This is a genomic window from Bacteroides togonis (assembly GCF_900130135.1).
Classification (GTDB): domain Bacteria; phylum Bacteroidota; class Bacteroidia; order Bacteroidales; family Bacteroidaceae; genus Bacteroides; species Bacteroides pullorum.
Genome location: NZ_LT670820.1, coordinates 3,332,653 through 3,351,589, shown reverse-complemented (window position 1 = coordinate 3,351,589; position 18,937 = coordinate 3,332,653). Strand labels below are relative to the sequence as shown.

Below are 18,937 nucleotides of genomic sequence, written 5' to 3'. Positions count from 1 at the left end.
ATACAACATGAGCAAACAAGAAGTGATATTGTGCAAAGAGCTGGAAAGCAGCATGACGCAAGCCATCGAAAAATGTTCCCCCGACAGGCTTTTCGTCCTGACCGACGAACACACGCACCGCCTGTGCCTACCCCCAATCAAGGATATCCCCGTCATGCGGCAGGCGCAGGAAATCGTCATCGGAGCCGAAGATGTGAACAAAACCCTGGAGACACTGGCTCAGGTATGGCAAGCGCTGAGCCAACAAGGCGCTACTCGCCACTCACTCCTCATCAATCTGGGAGGCGGCATGGTGACCGACCTGGGAGGTTTCGCGGCTGCCACCTTCAAGCGCGGCATCGCCTACATCAACATTCCCACTACCCTACTGGCCATGGTCGACGCTTCGGTAGGCGGAAAGACAGGCATCAACTTCAACGGGCTGAAGAACGAAATCGGTGCGTTCGCTCCCGCCAATTGCGTACTGCTCGAAACAGAGTTCCTGCGCAGCCTCGACGCTCACAACTTCTTCTCCGGCTATGCAGAAATGTTGAAACACGGCCTCATCAGTACGCCACAACATCTCGATGAGCTGCTCGCCTTCGACACCGAGCAGCCCGACTACGTCCTATTGAAGAATATGGTAGGCCGCTCTGTACAAGTCAAGGAAAACATTGTAGAGCAAGACCCCAAAGAGCATGGTATCCGCAAAGCGCTCAACTTGGGTCACACCATCGGACATGCCTTCGAAAGCCTGGCCTTGGCTGAAAGCCGTCCCGTGCTCCATGGCTATGCCGTGGCGTGGGGCCTGGTTTGTGAGCTATATCTCTCACATCTTCAGGCAGGTTTTCCCCAAGACCGCATGCGTCAGGTCATACAGTTCATCAAGGAAAACTACGGTCCATTCCCCTTCACCTGCAAACACTACGACCACCTGTACGAGCTGATGCTGCATGACAAAAAAAATACGGCCGGCGTCATCAACTTCACCCTGCTGAAAGATGTAGGTGAAATCAGCCTCAACCAGACGGCCGATAAAGATACTATTTTTGAGACTTTCGACTTCTTCCGCGAGTGCATGGGGTTGTAAAAGCCCCTCCATACGCTGCCTTCAGCAGCTTTCGAAGAATTATTTTTGTATTTCTTGCGAAAAAGTCGGCCATATATTTGCAGATTAAAAATAAAGCCGTACCTTTGCATCCGCAATTCGGGGTGTAGCTCAGCCCGGTTAGAGTACGCGTCTGGGGGGCGTGTGGTCGCTGGTTCGAATCCAGTCACCCCGACTGGTGAAAATGAAGGAGTTAAGTCGTTGACTTGACTCCTTTTTTCTTTTATTCTATAACAAATCTACAACATTTCTATGTCCATACCGCCAATGTAGATGTTTGCGTCGCTAAAGTAGATGTTTACAATGCTAATGTAGATGTTTACGCGGCTCAAGTAGGTAGTGACGATTTCATTCATCAAACACCCTCTTGAAAAAACTTTGTTAGAAAAATGCTTTCACGCCTTCACAAGCCTGTAAACATTTAGCAATCAAAGCAATATTGTGAAGGGGCGACCTTTCACTCCTAACTCACAAATTTCACCGTAACGCACTCTATACAAGCATATTACAATGAAACTTCACAGGATATACTCATCTTTCACGAAATAATAAAGACCGTACCGACAACAAATTAATAACCGAAACGCGACGTGTCCACATCCTTGTGTTCCTTTGCCTTGTAGCCACCGAACTTATAGGTAAACGACAGGGAGAAAGAACGGCTGTCAGCATGCTGGTTTATCTCGAACCGCTGCCCCCTGTCGTTCACACGGGCGTTAGGGGTGGCACTGTTGAACAAGTCATTGCCCGACAGACGAAGTTCGGCTTTCTTGTCGGCAGAAGTCCATTTCAGTCCGGCATCGACTTTCCAGATGGAGGACAAATCATAATTTCCCTGAACGGAAGGGCTGACGTACAGCCCATTCAACTCCAGGCTGATGGCCGGCTTGGAGGACAGGCGGAAGGTATTGTTCAGCATCGCGATTCCCCGCCAAACGCAGTTATCGAAGCCGATGGCATGATAGTCTTTGCAAACATCCCTGAGGTAGGAGCCATTCAGCGTGAGGCGGGAGTTCCAGAAGCTGCCGACCGTGAAAGGCAGTATCACCGAAAGGCCGAAGTTCTGTTCGTAATCGTAATTCACCGTCTGATAAATCATCGTCAGTTCGTCGGGGCTTTGATAAGCCAACTGGGCGAACAAGTCTTTTACATGGGTATAGTACAGGCTGAAGATGTATTTGCTTTTTAGTATATAGGTCAGGTCGGCGGTATAGTCCGTCGAGGGGCGAAGGGCGGGATTTCCCACCACTTTGGTATAGCCGTTGAGGTAGCTCGTAGCGTCCTGCATGCTCCAATAGTCGGGATAGGCCTTGTCTGAAGAAAAAGAAAGCTGAAAGATGTGGGAAGCCGACGGCACATAGTTCAATTGCAGGGAGGGATAGACAGCCCAACGATCGTAACCGGCCAGACGGTAATACTCTCCGGCCACGGACAGAGAGAACGACAGACGCTCGCCAAAGGCTTTCTCCAACCCTCCATAAAAATTGTAGGTCCGTTCGTCCAGTTCCGTATCCGAGTTCAGTGATGACATGTCATTTCCATCTTGCGCATGATATAACTGGGCACTTTTCTCTTGGGCAAAGGAGAAGTTGATGCCGTAGTTCAGACTCCAATCCAAGGGCAGGACGTGCATCTGGCCGGCATAGACATTCCAGCGGTTGATGCGCTGGCGACTGTCGGCCAAAAACTCCTGCTCGACATTACCTGCCCGATTGCTGAACTCCTGTACGCTCGGATAGGAATAAGAAGTATAATCCAGCCCGACATTCATGCCCCAACGTGCCGTATAGTCGAGGTTGAAGTTGTGCATCTGTTCGTCTCCCTTTCGGACGTTGGACGACTCCGACAAGGAGCCTGTTGAGTTTTCAACCGTTTTGATGTTGGGAGTGACGGCTACCGTATAGGCCATGTTCAGATGATCGTTTTCCGTTATTTGATAATCCAAAGAGGTACGGATGTTATGGGTCAGATTTCTCCTCAAGCCGGTGTTGTATTGCTCCACCTCGTGTACCACGCCGTCCAGCATATGGTGGGAGATGAAATCGTAGCCCGTCCTCCGTCTGGTATAGTCGGCCGCATAGAGCACATCTGCCGTCACCTTCCGCGTTCCGAAAGAAAGGCTCATGCGGCCGCTGCCCTGTGCATAGCGGGCTTGAGTAAAGTCGGCTCCAACTTCTCCACGCAGGAAAGGTTCCTCGGACTTCCGATTCTTCAGCACCAGATTGATGACTGCCCCTCGTACACGGTACTTGGCCGGCGCGCTATACATCACTTCCGCCTTCTCCACGTTGCTGACAGACGTATTCTTCAGCAGATTGGCCAGTTGTTCGCCCGACATGGACGAAGGGCGTCCGTTCAACACTACCGTCACGCTTCCTGCTCCAATCAGGCTAAGGCTCCCGCCCTGCTCCCATACTCCCGGCAGGCGGGTCAAGGCTTCGTAAGCGTTGCTTGCTGTCGTCTTTTCGGCCAGGGCTTCCACGTCGTAGGTCAGGGCGCCGTTCTCTGCCTTCACCAAGGGACGTTCAGCACTGACCACCACTTCGCCCAAGGCATAGGCATCCTGTTCGTCCATCGTCACCACACCCATATCACCTGCCGCATCATAGTCCTTCACCACACTCTTGTAGAGCAGATGCTGAAAAATCAGGCGATACCGTTTCAACGTCCGATGGAACACAAAGCATCCCAATGAATCAGTCGTCACACCATCGACAAATACGGAGTCCGGTGTCTGCATGACTACCGTTGCGCCCTCAATCGGCCGTTGGGCCTTATCCGCCACACGTCCTTTTACCTCCTGCGCAGCCAAGCGGGTGGCTGCCACCATCAAACTTACTGTCAGAATTACAATCTGTTTCATAAAGCATTCATTCTTTTTGTTTTCATGCCGCAAAGTAACGGCCTTTATGGCAGAAAGCAGGTTATTGTCCCGTTATGCTTTCCTTATATTATTGTTAGGAAACACCCGATTGTTAAGAGATTGTTATATCTTTGCCGACAAATCGAGACACTTATGCCCGGCAAATACATCAAAATAGTCACCTTTCTGAGTCTGATTGTCATCGTGGCCATCCAGGGCTCGTGGCTTGTCCACACCTACCGGCTGATAGAGGCGGAGCTGTTGCAGGTGGGCAACCGTCTGTTTCCGCAAGCCGTTGTGGACGAGGCCAAGACGCGTCTCGACCGGCTAAGCGACGCCCAAGGCGAAGACATCACCCTCAGCTTCTCTACGAATTTCGACTACCAACGGGAAATCGACCAGACACTGTTCGAATATCTGGCGGTGCTTGCCAACGATTACGCCGACTCGGTCTATCACTCGTCCATCTCCCTGCCGCTGGCCGACTCCATCTTTGCAGCCCGACTGGCACAAGAAGGGTATCAGGCCCAGGTGAAATGCCAGCTGGTCGACTCCCTGGGCGTTCCTCTTCAGGAAGAGGATGCCTCTGCCTGGCACCATCCGTTCAAGACCCTCCGAACTAATCCAGTCTACCTGAACAGGGAACATACACAAGCCGTACGGGCCACCATCCTGAACCCTTATTGGATTGCCTTCCGGCAGATGGGCGTCCTGCTCGTGGCCACCGCCCTGCTGCTGGTCTTTGTGGCCGGATGCATCGTCTATCAGGTGCGCATCATCATCCGCCAGAACCGGATAGCCCGCCTGCGGCAGGACTTCACCTACGCCATGATCCACGACATGAAGACGCCCATCACCATCATCTCCATGACCGGGCATACACTGGAAAGCGGCTTGCTGGACCAGAACCCAGAACTGAAGAAACAGTATTTCTCCATCCTGCACGAAGAGAGCGCCCACCTGCTCGGCCTGTCCGAAAAGATTCTGACCATCGCCAAGCTGGAGCAGTCGCGCCTGAAACTGGCGCAAGAGCCGGTCAGCCTCCCTACCCTGTTCGACGAGCTGACGCAGAAGTATCGGGTCAAGACCGACAAGGAGGTGACCCTTGAAACCCATTGCCCCGACTCCCTCCTGGTGACGGCCGATGCCGAATACCTGAAAGAAGCCCTCGGCAACCTGATAGACAATTCGCTGAAATATTCCGACGAACGTGTCACCATCCGCCTCTCTGCCGAAGAGCAGAACCGCCACATCCTCATCCGGGTGTGGGACAACGGCTGGGGCATCCCGCTGAAACAGCAGAAGCACATCTTCGAGAAGTTCGACCGCGGCGGGCTGGAATACAAGAAGGAGAAGAAAGTGTCCGGCTTCGGCCTGGGTCTGAACTTTGTCCACAAAGTCATCACGGCCATGGGCGGAAGCGTTTCGGTAAACAGTATAGAGGGCAAGTTCAGCGAATTCACACTGACGCTGCCCGCTCCAAACAAGAAACTATGATACGAGTATTGCTGGTAGAAGACGACAAGAACCTATGCTTCATCCTGAAGAGCAGTCTGGAGCAGATGATAGGCGGTTACGAAGTGACCACCGCCCCCAACGGCCGGGAGGGGCTGGAATTGCTGGAGCAAAAGACGTTCGACGTGATTGTGTCCGACGTAGAGATGCCGGTCATGGACGGCATGACCATGGTGCAGCACATCCGCCGGCGCCATCCCCGGCTGGCCATCATCTTCATCACGGGACTGACGACGGCACGCGACGTCATCAACGGCTACCAATCGGGCGCGGACTTCTACATCAAGAAACCTTTCCTGCCCGAAGAGCTGAATGCCCACATCCAGGCCGTGCTGAAAATGAAACAGAGTGCCCCCGCCCCGCAAACCGAAGAAGCTCCCACGGAAGAAGAATATGCTATCGGCAATTATCGCTTCCTGCCCTCACAACACCAGCTTTGTTACGGAGAAGAACGACAGACACTGACGCCCAAAGAAGCGCAGATACTCGAAATGCTCTGCCGCCGGAAGGGACAGGTGGTCCGGCGCGACGACATCCTGACCGCCGTATGGGAAACGGCCGACTTCTACTCCTCGCGCAGCCTGGACGTCTTCATCACCAAGCTCCGCAAATACCTATCCCAAGACCCCGCCGTCACGCTCAAGTCGCTGAAAGGTGTTGGTGTCTGTCTGGAAGACTAATCCTCATCGCCCTCCCACGAAACACGGCATGAGGGTGCGACGCAGTGCTTCGTCACCCCCTCACGAAGCACTTCCTGACACCCTGACGAAGCACTGTGTCAGAGGGTCACGAAGCACCGTGTCAGGAAGGCATAACGAACAGGATCCGCATACCTCTATTTATAGGGACAGGTATAGTAGCCTTTGCCCCGGGTTTTCGAGCCGTAGGCTATGGCATGCGTGGGGCAATAGTGATAGCAGGCCAGGCAGTTGAGACACCGGCCGTGCCAGACGGGCATGTGTTTGCCCTCACGCTTGGGGTGCACAGCCGTCAGCGTGATGTTGCCCACGGGACAGGCCTCCACGCAACGGCCGCAACCGATACAGGCCTCCGCATCGACATGGAAAGCCTTATCACTGGTGGCATAACGGGTAAACAGCGGATAGATAATGCTTGTTTTCAACCCCGGTAACGTACCCTTCCAGGTAAAGTCGCCACGCACCCCTGCCTTGATTTGTTCCGCTACTTGTCGGACGATGGCCGGAGCGGCATCCAGTTTGCGGTCGCGCACCTCGGCACGATCCACATCGAAGCCGGGGAAGAGGACATACGTATTGGGCATGAACACCGTGAAGCCGGCATCGGCCTGCAGCCCCGCCCCACTCACCGTTTCGCTCCACATGCGGTACAGGCGGCCTGCATCGTCGCCACAGGTTGCCAGCAAGCCGACGTAATTCCGACCGGGCACATAGCCCCGTACGTTCATCGACGCCAGCACGTCTGCCAAATACTTGGGCAATCCCCACGAATGCACGGGGAAGACAAAGAGCAGCGGCTCGCCCCCGGCCAGCGTCACCGCCAGCCGTTCCGCCCCCGGCCTCATGTACGGGCTCATATCCATCACCGGCTGGCCGTCCAACTCCCGGGCCAGCAGGGCCGCCACATAGCGGCTGTTTCCTGTTGCTGAAAAATAGAGTATCATAACGTTTCTATAACAACGATGCGCCCCGTTCGTTCATCGGGCGGGGCTTCTGCCTACAAAAATAAGGATTAATCCGCTCTATCCGTACAAATCGCCTCAAGAAAAAGGCCGCCATCGGCCGCCTGCCAACAAAAAGCGTCCATAAACGCGTCGCGTTATTCCTTTCTTTCTTTTATTATTTTTGGATAAGACAGGATGCGGCTCGGCACAGTCAAACTGAAAAACTTTGCTTTTCGTTTGTCTCTGCCCTCGCCTTTCATTATTTTTGCAAAAACAATCATTTATCACAGAGAAGCCATGAGCAAGATTTATCCGGTAGGCATACAGAGTTTTGAGAAAATACGTGAAGGCGGCTATTGTTACATCGACAAGACTTCGCTTATTTATAACTTGGTAAAATCCGGCCAATATTATTTCCTGAGCCGTCCGCGCCGCTTCGGCAAGAGCCTGCTCATTTCTACGCTGGAAGCCTACTTCCTGGGAAAGAAGGAACTTTTCAAGGGGCTTGCTATGGAAGAGCTGGAAAAGGACTGGACGACGTACCCTGTACTGCACCTCGACCTGAACGCCCGGAAATATGTGGATGCTTCCTCATTGAACGCCATCCTGAACCAGCATTTGGAGAGTTGGGAGGCCATCTATGGCGACGAGAAGAAAGACCGTGCTCCCGAAGAGCGCTTTGCTTGGCTGATCGAGAAGGCCTGTCGCACCACCGGACGGAACGTCGTGGTGCTGGTGGACGAATACGACAAACCCATGCTCCAGGCCATCGGCAACGAACCGCTGCTCACCGACTACCGCAACACGCTGAAAGCCTTCTACGGCGTACTGAAGAGCTGCGACAAGTACCTGCGCTTCGCCCTGCTGACGGGTGTGACGAAGTTCAGCAAAGTCAGTGTGTTCAGCGACTTGAACAACCTGATGGACATTTCTCTGTCCAACCGTTTTGCCAACATCTGCGGCATTACAGAGAACGAACTCTACCGCGATCTGGAGGAAGACATCCGGCTTCTGGCCGAGGCCAACGGAATGAACGAAACCGAAGCCAGACAGACACTGAAAGAATGGTACGACGGCTACCACTTTGCCGAAAATACGGAAGACATTTACAACCCGTTCAGCCTGCTCAATACGCTGGCCGAAATGAAGTTCGGCAGCTACTGGTTCGAGACAGGCACGCCCACCTTCCTCGTGGAGCTGCTCCAGCGCAGCAAGTACGACCTGCACCGCCTGGCCGAAGAGATGGCGACCGCCGACTCACTGGGCGGTATCGACACGATGGAGACCAATCCCGTCCCCATCCTCTACCAGAGTGGCTACCTCACCATCAAGGGGTTCGACAAAGAATTCAGGACCTATGAACTGGGCTTCCCCAACAAGGAAGTAGAAGAAGGTTTCACCAAGTTTCTGTTGCCCAACTATGCGTCTCTTTCTTCGGGCAACCCCTCTTTCGAGATAAGCAGCTTCGTCCGGGAAGTCCGAGGCGGCAACACCGACGCCTTCATGCGCCGCCTCCAGAGCTTCTTTGCCGACACACCCTACGAGCTGGCGCGCGACCTGGAGCGGCACTACCAGAACGTACTCTTCATCGTCTTCAAGCTGCTGGGCTTCTATACCCAGGCGGAATACCGCACGTCCAACGGCCGCATAGACATGGTAGTGAAGACCGACCACTACATCTACGTCATGGAGTTCAAGCTGAACGGTACTGCCGAAGAAGCCATCCGCCAAATCAATGAGAAAGGCTATGCTGTCCCCTTTGCCTCCGACAGCAGAACCCTCTATAAGATCGGTGTCAACTTCAGCAACGAAATCCGGGGGATAGAGAGGTGGATTGTCGAAGAATAAGCAAACTAACGAAAGATGAAATAAACATATTACAGCAACAAGCTTCTCCATAAACTTGCATACTTCGTTTTTTATCGATTACTTTGTGTGCAAATTCTAACGAAAAAGAGATAATAAGAAACAGAAAGTAGAATAAAAAGACATATTATGGATTCAACAGTCGTACAGTGTTGGGAGTGGCTCACTATATATACGGCTTGGAGGAACTTAACTTCAACTATAGAAAGAACGGTTTCGATCTGTTCGGCATGTTGGAATATGACAATAACCGTGACCGACAGAACAATACGATGGTGCAGAATACGTACTCCAAGAGTCTTATAAACCAGGCTACATCTTCCAGACGTGTCAACCAGTCTCAGCTGTATGCTGGTAAGTTGGGTATGAACTACATGTTTGATGACCGTCACTCTCTGGGTTTCATCTATGATTTCTCTTACCGGCCTACAACCACACGCAATGATTCATATACGTCACTTTCTGTTGATGAACTGCTGGAGAACGAACTTACCACTGCCGACACTACCGACCTGCACAATCGCCAGCATTTGGTTTCCGGCTATTATAACGGAAGCTGGGGTAAATGGCAGCTTGACGTAAATGCAGATGTCTTGTGGAATAATCAGGACAAAGACCAGCAGGTGAACGAAATGGCAACAGAGACGGACAACCGTATTTTCTCTACAGACAACCAGGTGGATAGCCGTCTGTATGCAGCCAAGGCTGTCGTGTCGCGACCGCTCTGGAACGGTAAGCTCTCCTTTGGTACGGAATGGAGCTTTATCCGAAGAACAGATCTCTATACAAGCCAGGAATCATTCATCAATGACAGTGATACAAAGTTGAATGAGGATAACGGAGCCGGATTTGTAGAATTGAGCCAGCGTTTCGGCAAGGTTACAGCCATGGTAGGACTTCGCTACGAACACATGGACAGCCGCTATTATGAGGGTGGAAAGAAAATGGAAGAACAGAGCCGTACTTATGACAATCTGTTTCCTTCCGTTATGATTTCTTTCCCGGTTCGGGACGTAAGAATGAGAGTGAACTATACCCGTAAGATTACACGTCCGGCTTTCAGCCAGTTGAACGGAAATGTACAGTACATAAACCGATATACTTATCAGTCGGGCAATCCGTATCTTCAGCCTTCATACAGGGATTATGTGTCCTTGCTTACCAATTACCGCTGGCTGACTGTAATGCTGGATTACGCACATGTATCGGACTATATCATGTCTGTATATACCCAGTACGGTGATGACCCGGAAGTGGCACTGTTGCAGAAACAGAATGCCAAGTCGTATCATGAACTTACCGGTATGGTAAACATAGCACCAAAATTTGGTAAATATCATCCTGTTTTGATGGCTGGTGTCAGGGCACAGCTCTTCGATATGGTGTTCCGTGGTGAAACTGTAAAGCTGGATAACCCGATAGGTATTTTCCGTTTCAACAATGCCTATAACCTACCGTTCGATGCATGGTTGAATTTGGACTTTTCCTGGCGTACAAAAGGTAATGCGGAAAACATGTATCTGGAGGATACCTGGCAATGTGATTTGGGACTTTATAAATCATTCAACAACGATAAATGGAGTGTCAAGCTTCAGTGTAACGACTTGTTCAGTACGGCAAACAGCGGTATGGTTCTGAGAAGTGACATAAGGGAGATTACCATGAAAAAAGTTCTTGATACCAGAAATTTCTCTATCACTGTACGCTATAAGTTCAATGCAGCCAAGAGCAAGTACAAGGGAACAGGTGCCGGAGATAGCCAGAAGAGCCGTATGTAGATCTTGTCTAAAATCCAAGAATGATCTTGAATAAATAATTTTATATTTTATATATGAGGAAGTTATTGTTTTTTATTTTCAGTGCTTTTACAGCCATTGCATTAAAGGCACAGACACCCTCTATCGAGGCGTTGCGTACATGCGCAGCTGAAAAGGGAATGTCTCCCAAAGAATACATATTCAAACAGTTTGAGAAATCGGATATAGTAGTGCTGGGTGAGCGCGACCACCGCGACACGGTACAATACGACCTGATTCATGACATCCTGGCCGATCCTCGTTTTGCCGAACAAGTGGGACACGTCTATACCGAAGTCGGCTCGTACAACATGAACGATGATGTGAACCGCCTGCTGCAAGGCAGTTATCCAACGGAGGCGGCTTTCATGGACAGCCTGTATGCCCATTATAGAAAGTCAGAGACCTTCTATCCGATTTGGGAGAAGTACAACCGCATTAAATTCCTGAAAGGTATATATGAAATAAACCGTACTTCTTCAAGGAAAATTAAGCTCGGACTAACCGACCGAGAGTTCTCATGGGATGAGATTCGTACTGTAGAAGACTACAAGAAATTCTGGGAATCTCGTACAGTGAACTATCGCGACAGTTTAATGGCTGCCCATATTTCGGAAATGTTTGCCCGCCAGACACCCTTGAACGGTAAGCGCAAGGCATTGGTGATAACCAGTCAGCCGCATGCCATCAACTATTCGATGATTCTCAAAAAGAAAAATACGGTTTATGGAACACAGGGATGGTGGATGAAGAAAATCTTTGGAGAAGAAAAAGTCAGAATCGTGATACTGAATTGGTTTGATTACAACCTGTTTGACGGAAGTAATTTCCCGATGACGGGTGAAGGACATTGGGATGCAGCCTTTGAACTGATGGAATGCCGCCCGTTCGCTATTGATTTGAAAAACACGCCATACGGAGAAACTGCTTACAACGGTCTCATCGGAGGTACTACGATTAATGTAAAGAACAAGTCTTGGCAAGATGTGGCCGATGGGCTTATCTACTATGCACCCCTCTACGACCATGTTGCTGCATGGGGTATTGAAGGCCTTATAACCAAAGAGTTTGAACCTGAAATCAAACGCCGTCTGACCATATTCTTCCAAGCAACACAACCCGGCGCAGAAATACCCATGGAGGCTGCCATTGACGAATACAATGTTTTTCACGCCCACCCGGCTGCCATTAAAAGCAAAGAGGAAGTGAAAGAAATTATTCGGAAAGTGCTGGAAAAGAATATTCGACAATAATAGAGTGGTATTGAATAATTAATCCTACATTTGTAGACTGAACAACCTATTGACAACTACTTTTTAAACAGAACACACAATGAAAAGACTGAAAACAATCCTGCTGAATCTGCTGTTGGCCCTGGTCATCCCGGCAAGTCTGTCGGCACAAACCGATGCTGAACGGAAATTCATGGCTTCCGTTGACTCACTGAACACACAGTTTATCAACGCATATACCGGGAAGGACTATCCGGCTGCCGAAGCCCTCTGCCAAAAGGTTATGGACCTCTACGACGCACATGCGTCGCAACTGGCCGAAGGCTATGCTTACGTCAAATACGCCTATTACTATAACATGGCCAGCGTCCAGGCAATACAGGGGAAAAAGCAAGAAGCCGTCAGCAACCTGTTCAAAGCCCTGAACAGCAACAAGATGGAAGTCAGCTACAAAAGGGTAGTCAATGATGAGGACCTGAAAGACATTCTGGATGCACCTGAATTGCAACCCGCCCTGCAGCGACTGAAAGAGACCACCGATTACCTTTATATCCTGCAAAATGCGCCGGAATACACCCGCACGCAGCCGGCCGACAGCCTGCCCCGGATTGTCTATGCGCAGGCCGACGAGCCCGACCTGAAGCGCGTCCGTAACTATTTCCGGCTGGACAGCGTGGCCGTGGCGGGCGACGAACTGGCCACCATCAAACGTATCCTGACCTATATCCACGACAAGATACGCCACGACGGCGGGAACGGCAATCCGACGGGCGGAAACAATTCCATCAACTTTGCCGAGGCCTGCAAGGACGGCAGCCGGGGCCTGAACTGCCGCGGACTGGCCACGGTGCTGAACGAGTGCTACCTGTCGATGGGCATCCCTTCACGCGTCATCACCTGCATGCCGAAGACATACATCAACGACTGCCACGTCATCAACGCCGTCTATTCGTCCACCCTCGGCAAGTGGCTCTGGATAGACCCCACGAACAACGCCTGGGTGACCGACGAACAGGGCAACCTACTGAGCATACAGGAAGTGCGCGCACGCCTCAGGAGCGGCCAGCCCGTCCGGGTGAACGAAGAGGCTAACTGGAACAACGAAAAGAAGACCACGACGGAAGAGTATCTGTACGAGTACATGGCCAAGAACCTGTTCTACCTGGAAAGCTGGACGCGCTACGGGTTCAACACGGAAAGCGACCATGAGAACCTCATCAACTACATCTTCCTGCAACCCACCGGCTGCGACAGCAAGCAACGGAACCCGAGGAACTTCTCCGTCAACGATGACCGGTACTTCTGGCAGCCGCCACATGCAGGCAGTTGCCCTCAGCTACAGAAATAAAAAGCCTTGCGCACCAACAAATGTACAGAAGTTACCCTATTGCAGGTCGACCATTCCTGTTTTCAGGATATCCACCAAGATAGGCTTCATTCCGCCTACAAAACATTCCACGGCTATCACCATCAGGATAAGGCCCATGAGACGCATCATGACATTGTTGCCCGTCTCTCCCAGCACATTAACCAAGCGGGTGGAAGCACGGAGAATAAAGTAGGTCAGCAAATATATAAAAGCGATGGAACCGATCAGGACGCTTTTCAACTCAATGGTATCGGCATCCTGCATCAGGACAATAGCATTGGCAATGGCTCCCGGACCGCAAAGCATCGGAATGCCCAAAGGTGTGATAGAAATATCGTTCGCATACGTTTTGATTTCTTCGTCCTTCAGCTTCATCGGCGTATAGCGTGCTTGCAGCATGTCGAAACCGATCTTAAAAATAATAACTCCACCCGCTATGCGGAAACCGTTGGTGGAAATGCCAAAGAACCAGAAAAGGAACTGTCCGGCAAAAGTAAAGACCATGATAATGATAAAGGCAGTCAATGTGGCACGGGTAACCACGCTGTGCCTCTCCTTATCGGTCATTCCCTGCGTCATGGTCAGAAACACAGGCATGGTGCCCAATGGATTGGTCAACGTAAAGAAAGAAGTCAGGCACAAAAGTGCAAAAGGTAAAATTGTATCCATAATATCAGTTATTAACAAATAGTCTAAACAAAATCGAACAACAACAGCCCTATCATAAAAATGTAAGCAATTCCTTCAAATCCTTGATGTGATAAGTCGGCTTAAAAGGTAATTCACTCCGCCCTTCCACATCAAAAAACGCCTGATGCATACCCACGCCATAGGCTCCGGCAACGTCATTTTCCCAGTTATCGCCTACCATCAACGAATCTTCCAGATACGACTGAGTAGCCGACAAAGCGAAATGAAATATCGGAGCATGAGGCTTCAAGACACCGATATCATCAGACAAGACTACTTTCCGGAAATAGCCGTCGATACCCGCTGAACGCATCTTATGGCATTGTAACTCCTGAAAGCCGTTTGACAGAATATAAAGATTGTAACGTTCTGACAAATAGTCGAGCACTTCACGAGCATGAGGCATCAGCTTTGCTTTTGTAGGAATCACCGAGAAGAAATCATCCGAAAAACGTTTGGCCAGTTCTGCGTCGCCCCATCCTACCTGCTCCAGCGGATAAAGAAAGCGCTGGCGATTCAGTTCATCTTTTGTGATCTTTCCCTGTCCATACTCTTCCCACAACTCTACGTTCCGCTTCTGATAAAGCTGATAGAAGTGGTCGAAGGAAGAGAAAAAACGGTCATACGCATACTTGTGATACATTTCCTGAAACGTATCATAGGCATTTTCTGAAAAAGCCCACAACGTATCATCCAAATCGAAAAAGATGTTTTTATATCTACGGGACATAGGAGAAAGATTAAGACTCTCTAAAGAAACTGCAAAAAAACGCAGACCTATGCTGAGGGTTACTGAGAATATTTCTCAAACCTCTCTGCAAAAGCCTGCGTTTACATCACTATCGATTTATTATCTACAGCTTATTTCACCTGGATCACAAGATATTTGGAAACACTCCAGAACTCTTGCGGATTGGTAATCTTCAGTGTAAGCTGGTTCTTATCATCTTTCTCGAATGCATAGGAACCGGCAGGATGGTTAGTCAAAATGTCAGCCGACTTGGAATACAACTTGATTTCCTTGGTCGTACGGATATCGACTTCTGTAAAATAGTCCTTGTTGACTTCGGCATCCTGAAGCACCTCACCTTTCTTAAGAATATTCTGGTCTTTCAGTTCCTTCTTGGTTCCGAAAACAAACCAAGCTGTATTCAACGCCTTGTCCTGTTGGGAAACGGTCTTGGCTTTGGCTTCGTTTTCTGCAGTAAGCTGCTCCTTCTGTGTCGTCAGGTCGGTAACAGCAGCATCCAGTTCCTGAATACGGATATTCTTTGATGCCAGCTCTGCCTGCAATTCCTCAATCCGCTGAGCTTTATCGGCTAATTCCTGTGTCAATTGTTCAACTGCACGCTTCAGCTGTGCCGAGTTTGTCTTGCTACTCTTCAGCATTTGTTGCAGTTTCTCAATCTGCTGCTTGTTTTCTTCCATCTGTTTGCGGATGAATTCTATATCAGAAGCCATCTGCTGACGAGCACTCAACGAACCTTCTGCGACCGAACCACGCTGCAGATCCACCCGATTTTCAGCAGCATTAATCTGCCGGAAACCTTCAGAAATATCATTGAATGTACCCATCATCTCGTCTAACTCAGCATCACGCTGGCCCAATACAACTTTCAAAGAATCATTCTCGGCCCTTAACTGGTCTTTGCTCTCACCTGTAAAATTGTCGCATGAAGCCACAACGGCCGCACATACTACCAAAAAAGCTAATTTTTTCATACGCTTTGTTTTAACGTTTAAAGTTGGTTTTTATTCTTTGTCTATTCCTGCTATCACTATTACTATTTCGCCACGAGGTTCATTGGCCGTAAAATGGGCAACCAAATCACTCAAGGTACCACGTACGGTTTCTTCATGCACCTTTGAAATTTCTCTTGAAACAGAAGCTTGCCGTTCTGTTCCAAAACATTCGGCAAATTGCGTCAAGGTCTTTACCAAACGATAAGGCGATTCATAAAACACCATCGTTCGCGACTCTTCGGCCAATGCTTTCAGGCGCGTCATACGTCCTTTTTTCTGAGGCAAAAAGCCTTCAAAACAAAATCGGTCACACGGTAGCCCTGATGCGACCAAAGCCGGCACAAAAGCTGTAGCCCCCGGCAAGCATTCCACTTCTACTCCATTCCTCGCACATTCGCGTGCCACCAGAAACCCAGGATCGGATATACCCGGCGTACCAGCATCTGATATCAACGCTACCGTTTCACCTCCCTTTATACGATTAACAACACTTTCAACCGTTTTATGTTCATTGAACTTATGATGAGATTGCATGGCATTCTTTATTTCAAAATGCTTCAGCAAAATGCCGGATGTACGCGTGTCCTCTGCCAGAATGAGATCAGCCTCTTTCAAAATACGAATAGCTCTGAAAGTCATATCTTCCAGATTACCTACCGGTGTGGGGACAATGTATAGTTTTCCCATAATCCGTTCAATTGAAACACTTACGCAAAAGTTCAACAAAATCCACAACAGCTTCGTTCTCCTCGTCAACAGGTACTTCTTTTTGAAACAAAGCTATGGCTTCCTCAAAGGAAACGGCTGCATTCAATTCTGCAAATACCCGATTCATCCGTGCAGCATCTCCGCCAAACAATTCACGAGTAAAACGGAACGAATCGTTCAGGCTGACAGCATGGCGCAAGTCAGTCGCAGGTTTTATCCGTTCGCCCAATATGGCCGACGGAGAGGGCTGCTCTTCAGACACGTGTACAGGAGCAGAAGAAGGTTCCGTGATTTTCACTTCCTGCCTGGTAGATATCGGTTCTCTCTCTTCTACGATTTCCTGCCTTACGACGGCTTCGGGAGTCTGGGACCTTGTTCCAGTCTGCAGCAATTTATTCAATTCCGCAAATTTATTCTGCAATTCGTCCAAACGCTGTTCCATACGTCCGATACTCCCTTTCAGGACATCCATTTCTGTCCTTATATCATCTAACAGTTTCTGCATATCCTTCGTTGCATACTTATTAATGGTACAAATGTAGAAATAAATAATGAAAAAATACGAGGAAGAGAACAAAATGATTACTTTTGTACGGATTATAACAACAAAGGGATGAACGTTTTTTCAGAAGATCATATACAGGAAACCAGCAGACGTGGACGGATAGAAGTCATCTGTGGATCAATGTTTTCGGGTAAGACAGAGGAACTTATCCGACGACTGAAACGAGCGAAGTTTGCCAAACAACGGGTCGAAATATTTAAACCAGCCATCGATACACGCTATTCAGAGGCCGAAGTAGTGTCACACGACAGCAATTCCATTGCTTCAACTCCCATTGATTCATCAGGCACTATCCTGCTTTTTGCATCTGAAATTGACGTAGTCGGTATAGACGAAGCCCAATTCTTTGACAATGGCCTGATAGACGTCTGCAACCAACTGGCCAATAATGGAATTCGAGTCATTATCGCAGGCCTCGACATGGACTTCCGTGGCATCCCGTTCGGCCCCATGCCCGGCCTATGCGCCATAGCCGATGAGGTGACGAAAGTACATGCCATTTGTGTCAAATGTGGACAACTGGCCTCCTTCTCGCATCGCACAGTAAAAAATGACAAGCAAGTGCTTCTCGGAGAAACGGCTCAATATGAGCCCCTATGCCGCACATGCTATTTGAAGGCAATCCAAGAAGACAGCAAGAAATGAAAAACCAAATTCGCGCATTATGGAACGTAAGAAAATCACTTTCGACAGCTTTATACGCGGCGCTATCATTTGCGGCGTTGTCATTGCCATTCTGATGCTTTTGAAAAGGCTTAGCAGCGTACTACTACCCTTTTTCATCGCATGGTTGGCCGCTTATTTGATTTATCCGTTAGTAACATTCTTTCAACATCGGTTGAAATTAAGGAACAGGGCTCTTTCTATATTTTGCGCTCTCCTTTTATTAGCTGCCATAGGGACAGCAGCTTTTTATCTGTTGGTCCCCCCAATGGTCCAAGAGTTCAGTCGAGTCAAAGATCTGCTGATGGCCTATTTTACAGACAGCAGCTATGGTAGCAATGTACCACGTAGTCTATCAGATTTTCTACGAGAAAACATAGACCCGGCATTACTCAAACAACTTTTTCAAGAAAAAAACCTACTGAATATGTTGAAAGAAGCTGTACCTCCTTTATGGTCATTGGTCACAGAATCCATCAACCTTATATATGGAGTATTCACGATATTCATTATCTTACTCTACATCGTATTCATATTGTTAGATTATGAAAGTATTTCCGAAGGTTGGCCACGTTTACTTCCGGCAAAATACCGTCCCTTCCTGACAGGCATTATGAACGATGTAAAAGAAGGCATGAACAAATACTTTCGCGGTCAGGCATTTGTCGCATTATGTGTAGGCATTTTATTCAGCATCGGTTTCCTCATCATTGATTTCCCTTTAGCTATCGGCCTGGGGCTATTCATAGGTCTTCTTAACCTTGTCCCTTATTTACAGATTATCGGTTTTATCCCAACCATTATATTGGCTATCTTGAAAGCAGCCGATACAGGAGGAAACTTTTGGATCATTTTAGCAGCAGCCCTTGCCGTATTTGCTGTTGTACAAGCCATTCAAGACGGTTTCATTGTACCACGTGTAATGGGTAAGATAACAGGGCTAAACCCGGCTATCATCCTGCTTTCACTTTCCATATGGGGTTCACTGATGGGAATGTTAGGCATGATTATAGCGCTACCGTTAACCACACTTATGCTTTCTTATTACCAAAGATTTATTATCGATCGGGAGAAAATCGAACATACAGAAAGCTCTAAAAATCAAACACATGAATAAATATCAACCAAAGGAATAAAATAAAAACGCTAATAATATTTGCTATTTAAAAAGGAATGACTATCTTTGCACCCGCTTAAC

The 18,937-nt window shown here is 49.0% G+C and carries 16 protein-coding genes and 1 tRNA gene; 10 read left to right on the top strand and 7 right to left on the bottom strand.

The genetic code is table 11. The annotated features are described in order from the left end of the window. The first annotated feature begins 7 nt into the window (after positions 1-7). The gene (gene aroB / locus BQ8005_RS14085) at positions 8-1,069 is read left to right on the top strand and encodes a 3-dehydroquinate synthase (protein WP_075318484.1); all 1,062 of its coding nucleotides are present in this window, start codon (positions 8-10) and stop codon (positions 1,067-1,069) included. Positions 1,070-1,187: 118 nt separating this feature from the next. After that, positions 1,188-1,262 (top strand) — tRNA-Pro (locus BQ8005_RS14080). Positions 1,263-1,658: 396 nt separating this feature from the next. Here the strand turns inward: BQ8005_RS14080 and BQ8005_RS14075 are convergent. After that, positions 1,659-3,950: an outer membrane beta-barrel family protein gene (locus BQ8005_RS14075; protein ID WP_075318483.1), complete on the bottom strand. Its 2,292-nt coding sequence runs from the start codon at positions 3,948-3,950 to the stop codon at positions 1,659-1,661. Positions 3,951-4,103: 153 nt separating this feature from the next. Here BQ8005_RS14075 and BQ8005_RS14070 point away from each other — a divergent pair, with 153 nt between their 5' ends. Both BQ8005_RS14070 and BQ8005_RS14065 read left to right on the top strand, forming a co-directional pair. Then, on the top strand, positions 4,104-5,447 hold the full coding sequence (locus BQ8005_RS14070; RefSeq protein WP_075318482.1) for a sensor histidine kinase: 1,344 nt from the start codon (positions 4,104-4,106) through the stop codon (positions 5,445-5,447). After that, entirely contained in the window at positions 5,444-6,145 is a 702-nt protein-coding gene (locus BQ8005_RS14065; protein WP_075318481.1) for a response regulator transcription factor, read from the top strand. The genes BQ8005_RS14070 and BQ8005_RS14065 overlap by 4 nt, the downstream gene beginning before the upstream one ends. Positions 6,146-6,300: 155 nt before the next feature. Here the strand turns inward: BQ8005_RS14065 and BQ8005_RS14060 are convergent, their stop codons facing one another. Further along, positions 6,301-7,107, bottom strand: coding sequence for an EFR1 family ferrodoxin (locus tag BQ8005_RS14060; RefSeq protein WP_075318480.1), 807 nt, complete (start codon positions 7,105-7,107; stop codon positions 6,301-6,303). 297 nt (positions 7,108-7,404) lie between these two features. On the opposite strand from BQ8005_RS14060, the gene BQ8005_RS14055 reads away from it, so the two are divergent. The 4 genes from BQ8005_RS14055 (at position 7,405) to BQ8005_RS17720 (ending at position 13,349) form a co-directional block, all read left to right on the top strand. Further along, positions 7,405-8,955 (top strand): ATP-binding protein, encoded by a 1,551-nt coding sequence (locus BQ8005_RS14055; protein WP_075319273.1) that lies wholly within the window; start codon positions 7,405-7,407, stop codon positions 8,953-8,955. 176 nt (positions 8,956-9,131) lie between these two features. Continuing rightward, complete coding sequence (locus BQ8005_RS14050; protein ID WP_234984055.1) at positions 9,132-10,751, top strand: outer membrane beta-barrel family protein; 1,620 nt, start codon at positions 9,132-9,134, stop codon at positions 10,749-10,751. A gap of 53 nt (positions 10,752-10,804) precedes the next feature. Continuing rightward, positions 10,805-12,022: a hypothetical protein gene (locus BQ8005_RS14045; RefSeq protein WP_234984054.1), complete on the top strand. Its 1,218-nt coding sequence runs from the start codon at positions 10,805-10,807 to the stop codon at positions 12,020-12,022. 79 nt (positions 12,023-12,101) lie between these two features. Then, a complete protein-coding gene (locus BQ8005_RS17720) occupies positions 12,102-13,349 on the top strand; it encodes a transglutaminase domain-containing protein (RefSeq protein ID WP_075318478.1) in 1,248 nt (415 codons plus the stop codon). A gap of 36 nt (positions 13,350-13,385) precedes the next feature. Here BQ8005_RS17720 and BQ8005_RS14035 read toward each other — a convergent pair whose 3' ends face one another. From BQ8005_RS14035 to BQ8005_RS14015, 5 genes are all read right to left on the bottom strand, one after another. After that, positions 13,386-14,039 carry a MarC family protein gene (locus tag BQ8005_RS14035; RefSeq protein WP_021847861.1) on the bottom strand — a complete coding sequence of 218 codons (654 nt, stop codon included), beginning with the start codon at positions 14,037-14,039 and terminating at the stop codon, positions 13,386-13,388. 52 nt (positions 14,040-14,091) lie between these two features. Beyond that, complete coding sequence (locus BQ8005_RS14030; RefSeq protein ID WP_075318477.1) at positions 14,092-14,790, bottom strand: YjjG family noncanonical pyrimidine nucleotidase; 699 nt, start codon at positions 14,788-14,790, stop codon at positions 14,092-14,094. 131 nt (positions 14,791-14,921) lie between these two features. Then, positions 14,922-15,782 carry a Cbp1 family collagen-binding glycoprotein adhesin gene (locus BQ8005_RS14025; RefSeq protein WP_075318476.1) on the bottom strand — a complete coding sequence of 287 codons (861 nt, stop codon included), beginning with the start codon at positions 15,780-15,782 and terminating at the stop codon, positions 14,922-14,924. 30 nt (positions 15,783-15,812) lie between these two features. Beyond that, complete coding sequence (rsmI, locus tag BQ8005_RS14020; RefSeq protein WP_075318475.1) at positions 15,813-16,490, bottom strand: 16S rRNA (cytidine(1402)-2'-O)-methyltransferase; 678 nt, start codon at positions 16,488-16,490, stop codon at positions 15,813-15,815. Positions 16,491-16,497: 7 nt separating this feature from the next. Beyond that, on the bottom strand, positions 16,498-17,016 hold the full coding sequence (locus BQ8005_RS14015) for a hypothetical protein (RefSeq protein ID WP_075319271.1): 519 nt from the start codon (positions 17,014-17,016) through the stop codon (positions 16,498-16,500). A gap of 108 nt (positions 17,017-17,124) precedes the next feature. Here BQ8005_RS14015 and BQ8005_RS14010 point away from each other — a divergent pair, with 108 nt between their 5' ends. Together BQ8005_RS14010 and BQ8005_RS14005 are read left to right on the top strand one after the other, a co-directional pair. Next, the gene (locus BQ8005_RS14010; RefSeq protein WP_021847866.1) at positions 17,125-17,721 is read left to right on the top strand and encodes a thymidine kinase; all 597 of its coding nucleotides are present in this window, start codon (positions 17,125-17,127) and stop codon (positions 17,719-17,721) included. Positions 17,722-17,740: 19 nt separating this feature from the next. Continuing rightward, entirely contained in the window at positions 17,741-18,856 is a 1,116-nt protein-coding gene (locus BQ8005_RS14005; RefSeq protein WP_021847867.1) for an AI-2E family transporter, read from the top strand. The last annotated feature ends 81 nt before the right edge of the window (positions 18,857-18,937 follow it).

Bases quoted from the DNA above. Each gene is read 5' to 3' on its own strand.
- BQ8005_RS17720 (WP_075318478.1), top strand. From the start codon at position 12,102: ATGAAAAGACTGAAAACAATCCTGCTGAATCTGCTGTTGGCCCTGGTC.
- BQ8005_RS14055 (WP_075319273.1), top strand. From the start codon at position 7,405: ATGAGCAAGATTTATCCGGTAGGCATACAGAGTTTTGAGAAAATACGT.
- BQ8005_RS14070 (WP_075318482.1), top strand. From the start codon at position 4,104: ATGCCCGGCAAATACATCAAAATAGTCACCTTTCTGAGTCTGATTGTC.
- BQ8005_RS14045 (WP_234984054.1), top strand. From the start codon at position 10,805: ATGAGGAAGTTATTGTTTTTTATTTTCAGTGCTTTTACAGCCATTGCA.
- rsmI (WP_075318475.1), bottom strand. From the start codon at position 16,490: ATGGGAAAACTATACATTGTCCCCACACCGGTAGGTAATCTGGAAGAT.
- BQ8005_RS14005 (WP_021847867.1), top strand. From the start codon at position 17,741: ATGGAACGTAAGAAAATCACTTTCGACAGCTTTATACGCGGCGCTATC.
- BQ8005_RS14030 (WP_075318477.1), bottom strand. From the start codon at position 14,790: ATGTCCCGTAGATATAAAAACATCTTTTTCGATTTGGATGATACGTTG.
- BQ8005_RS14035 (WP_021847861.1), bottom strand. From the start codon at position 14,039: ATGGATACAATTTTACCTTTTGCACTTTTGTGCCTGACTTCTTTCTTT.
- BQ8005_RS14065 (WP_075318481.1), top strand. From the start codon at position 5,444: ATGATACGAGTATTGCTGGTAGAAGACGACAAGAACCTATGCTTCATC.
- BQ8005_RS14010 (WP_021847866.1), top strand. From the start codon at position 17,125: ATGAACGTTTTTTCAGAAGATCATATACAGGAAACCAGCAGACGTGGA.
- BQ8005_RS14060 (WP_075318480.1), bottom strand. From the start codon at position 7,107: ATGATACTCTATTTTTCAGCAACAGGAAACAGCCGCTATGTGGCGGCC.
- BQ8005_RS14015 (WP_075319271.1), bottom strand. From the start codon at position 17,016: ATGCAGAAACTGTTAGATGATATAAGGACAGAAATGGATGTCCTGAAA.
- aroB (WP_075318484.1), top strand. From the start codon at position 8: ATGAGCAAACAAGAAGTGATATTGTGCAAAGAGCTGGAAAGCAGCATG.
- BQ8005_RS14075 (WP_075318483.1), bottom strand. From the start codon at position 3,950: ATGAAACAGATTGTAATTCTGACAGTAAGTTTGATGGTGGCAGCCACC.
- BQ8005_RS14025 (WP_075318476.1), bottom strand. From the start codon at position 15,782: ATGAAAAAATTAGCTTTTTTGGTAGTATGTGCGGCCGTTGTGGCTTCA.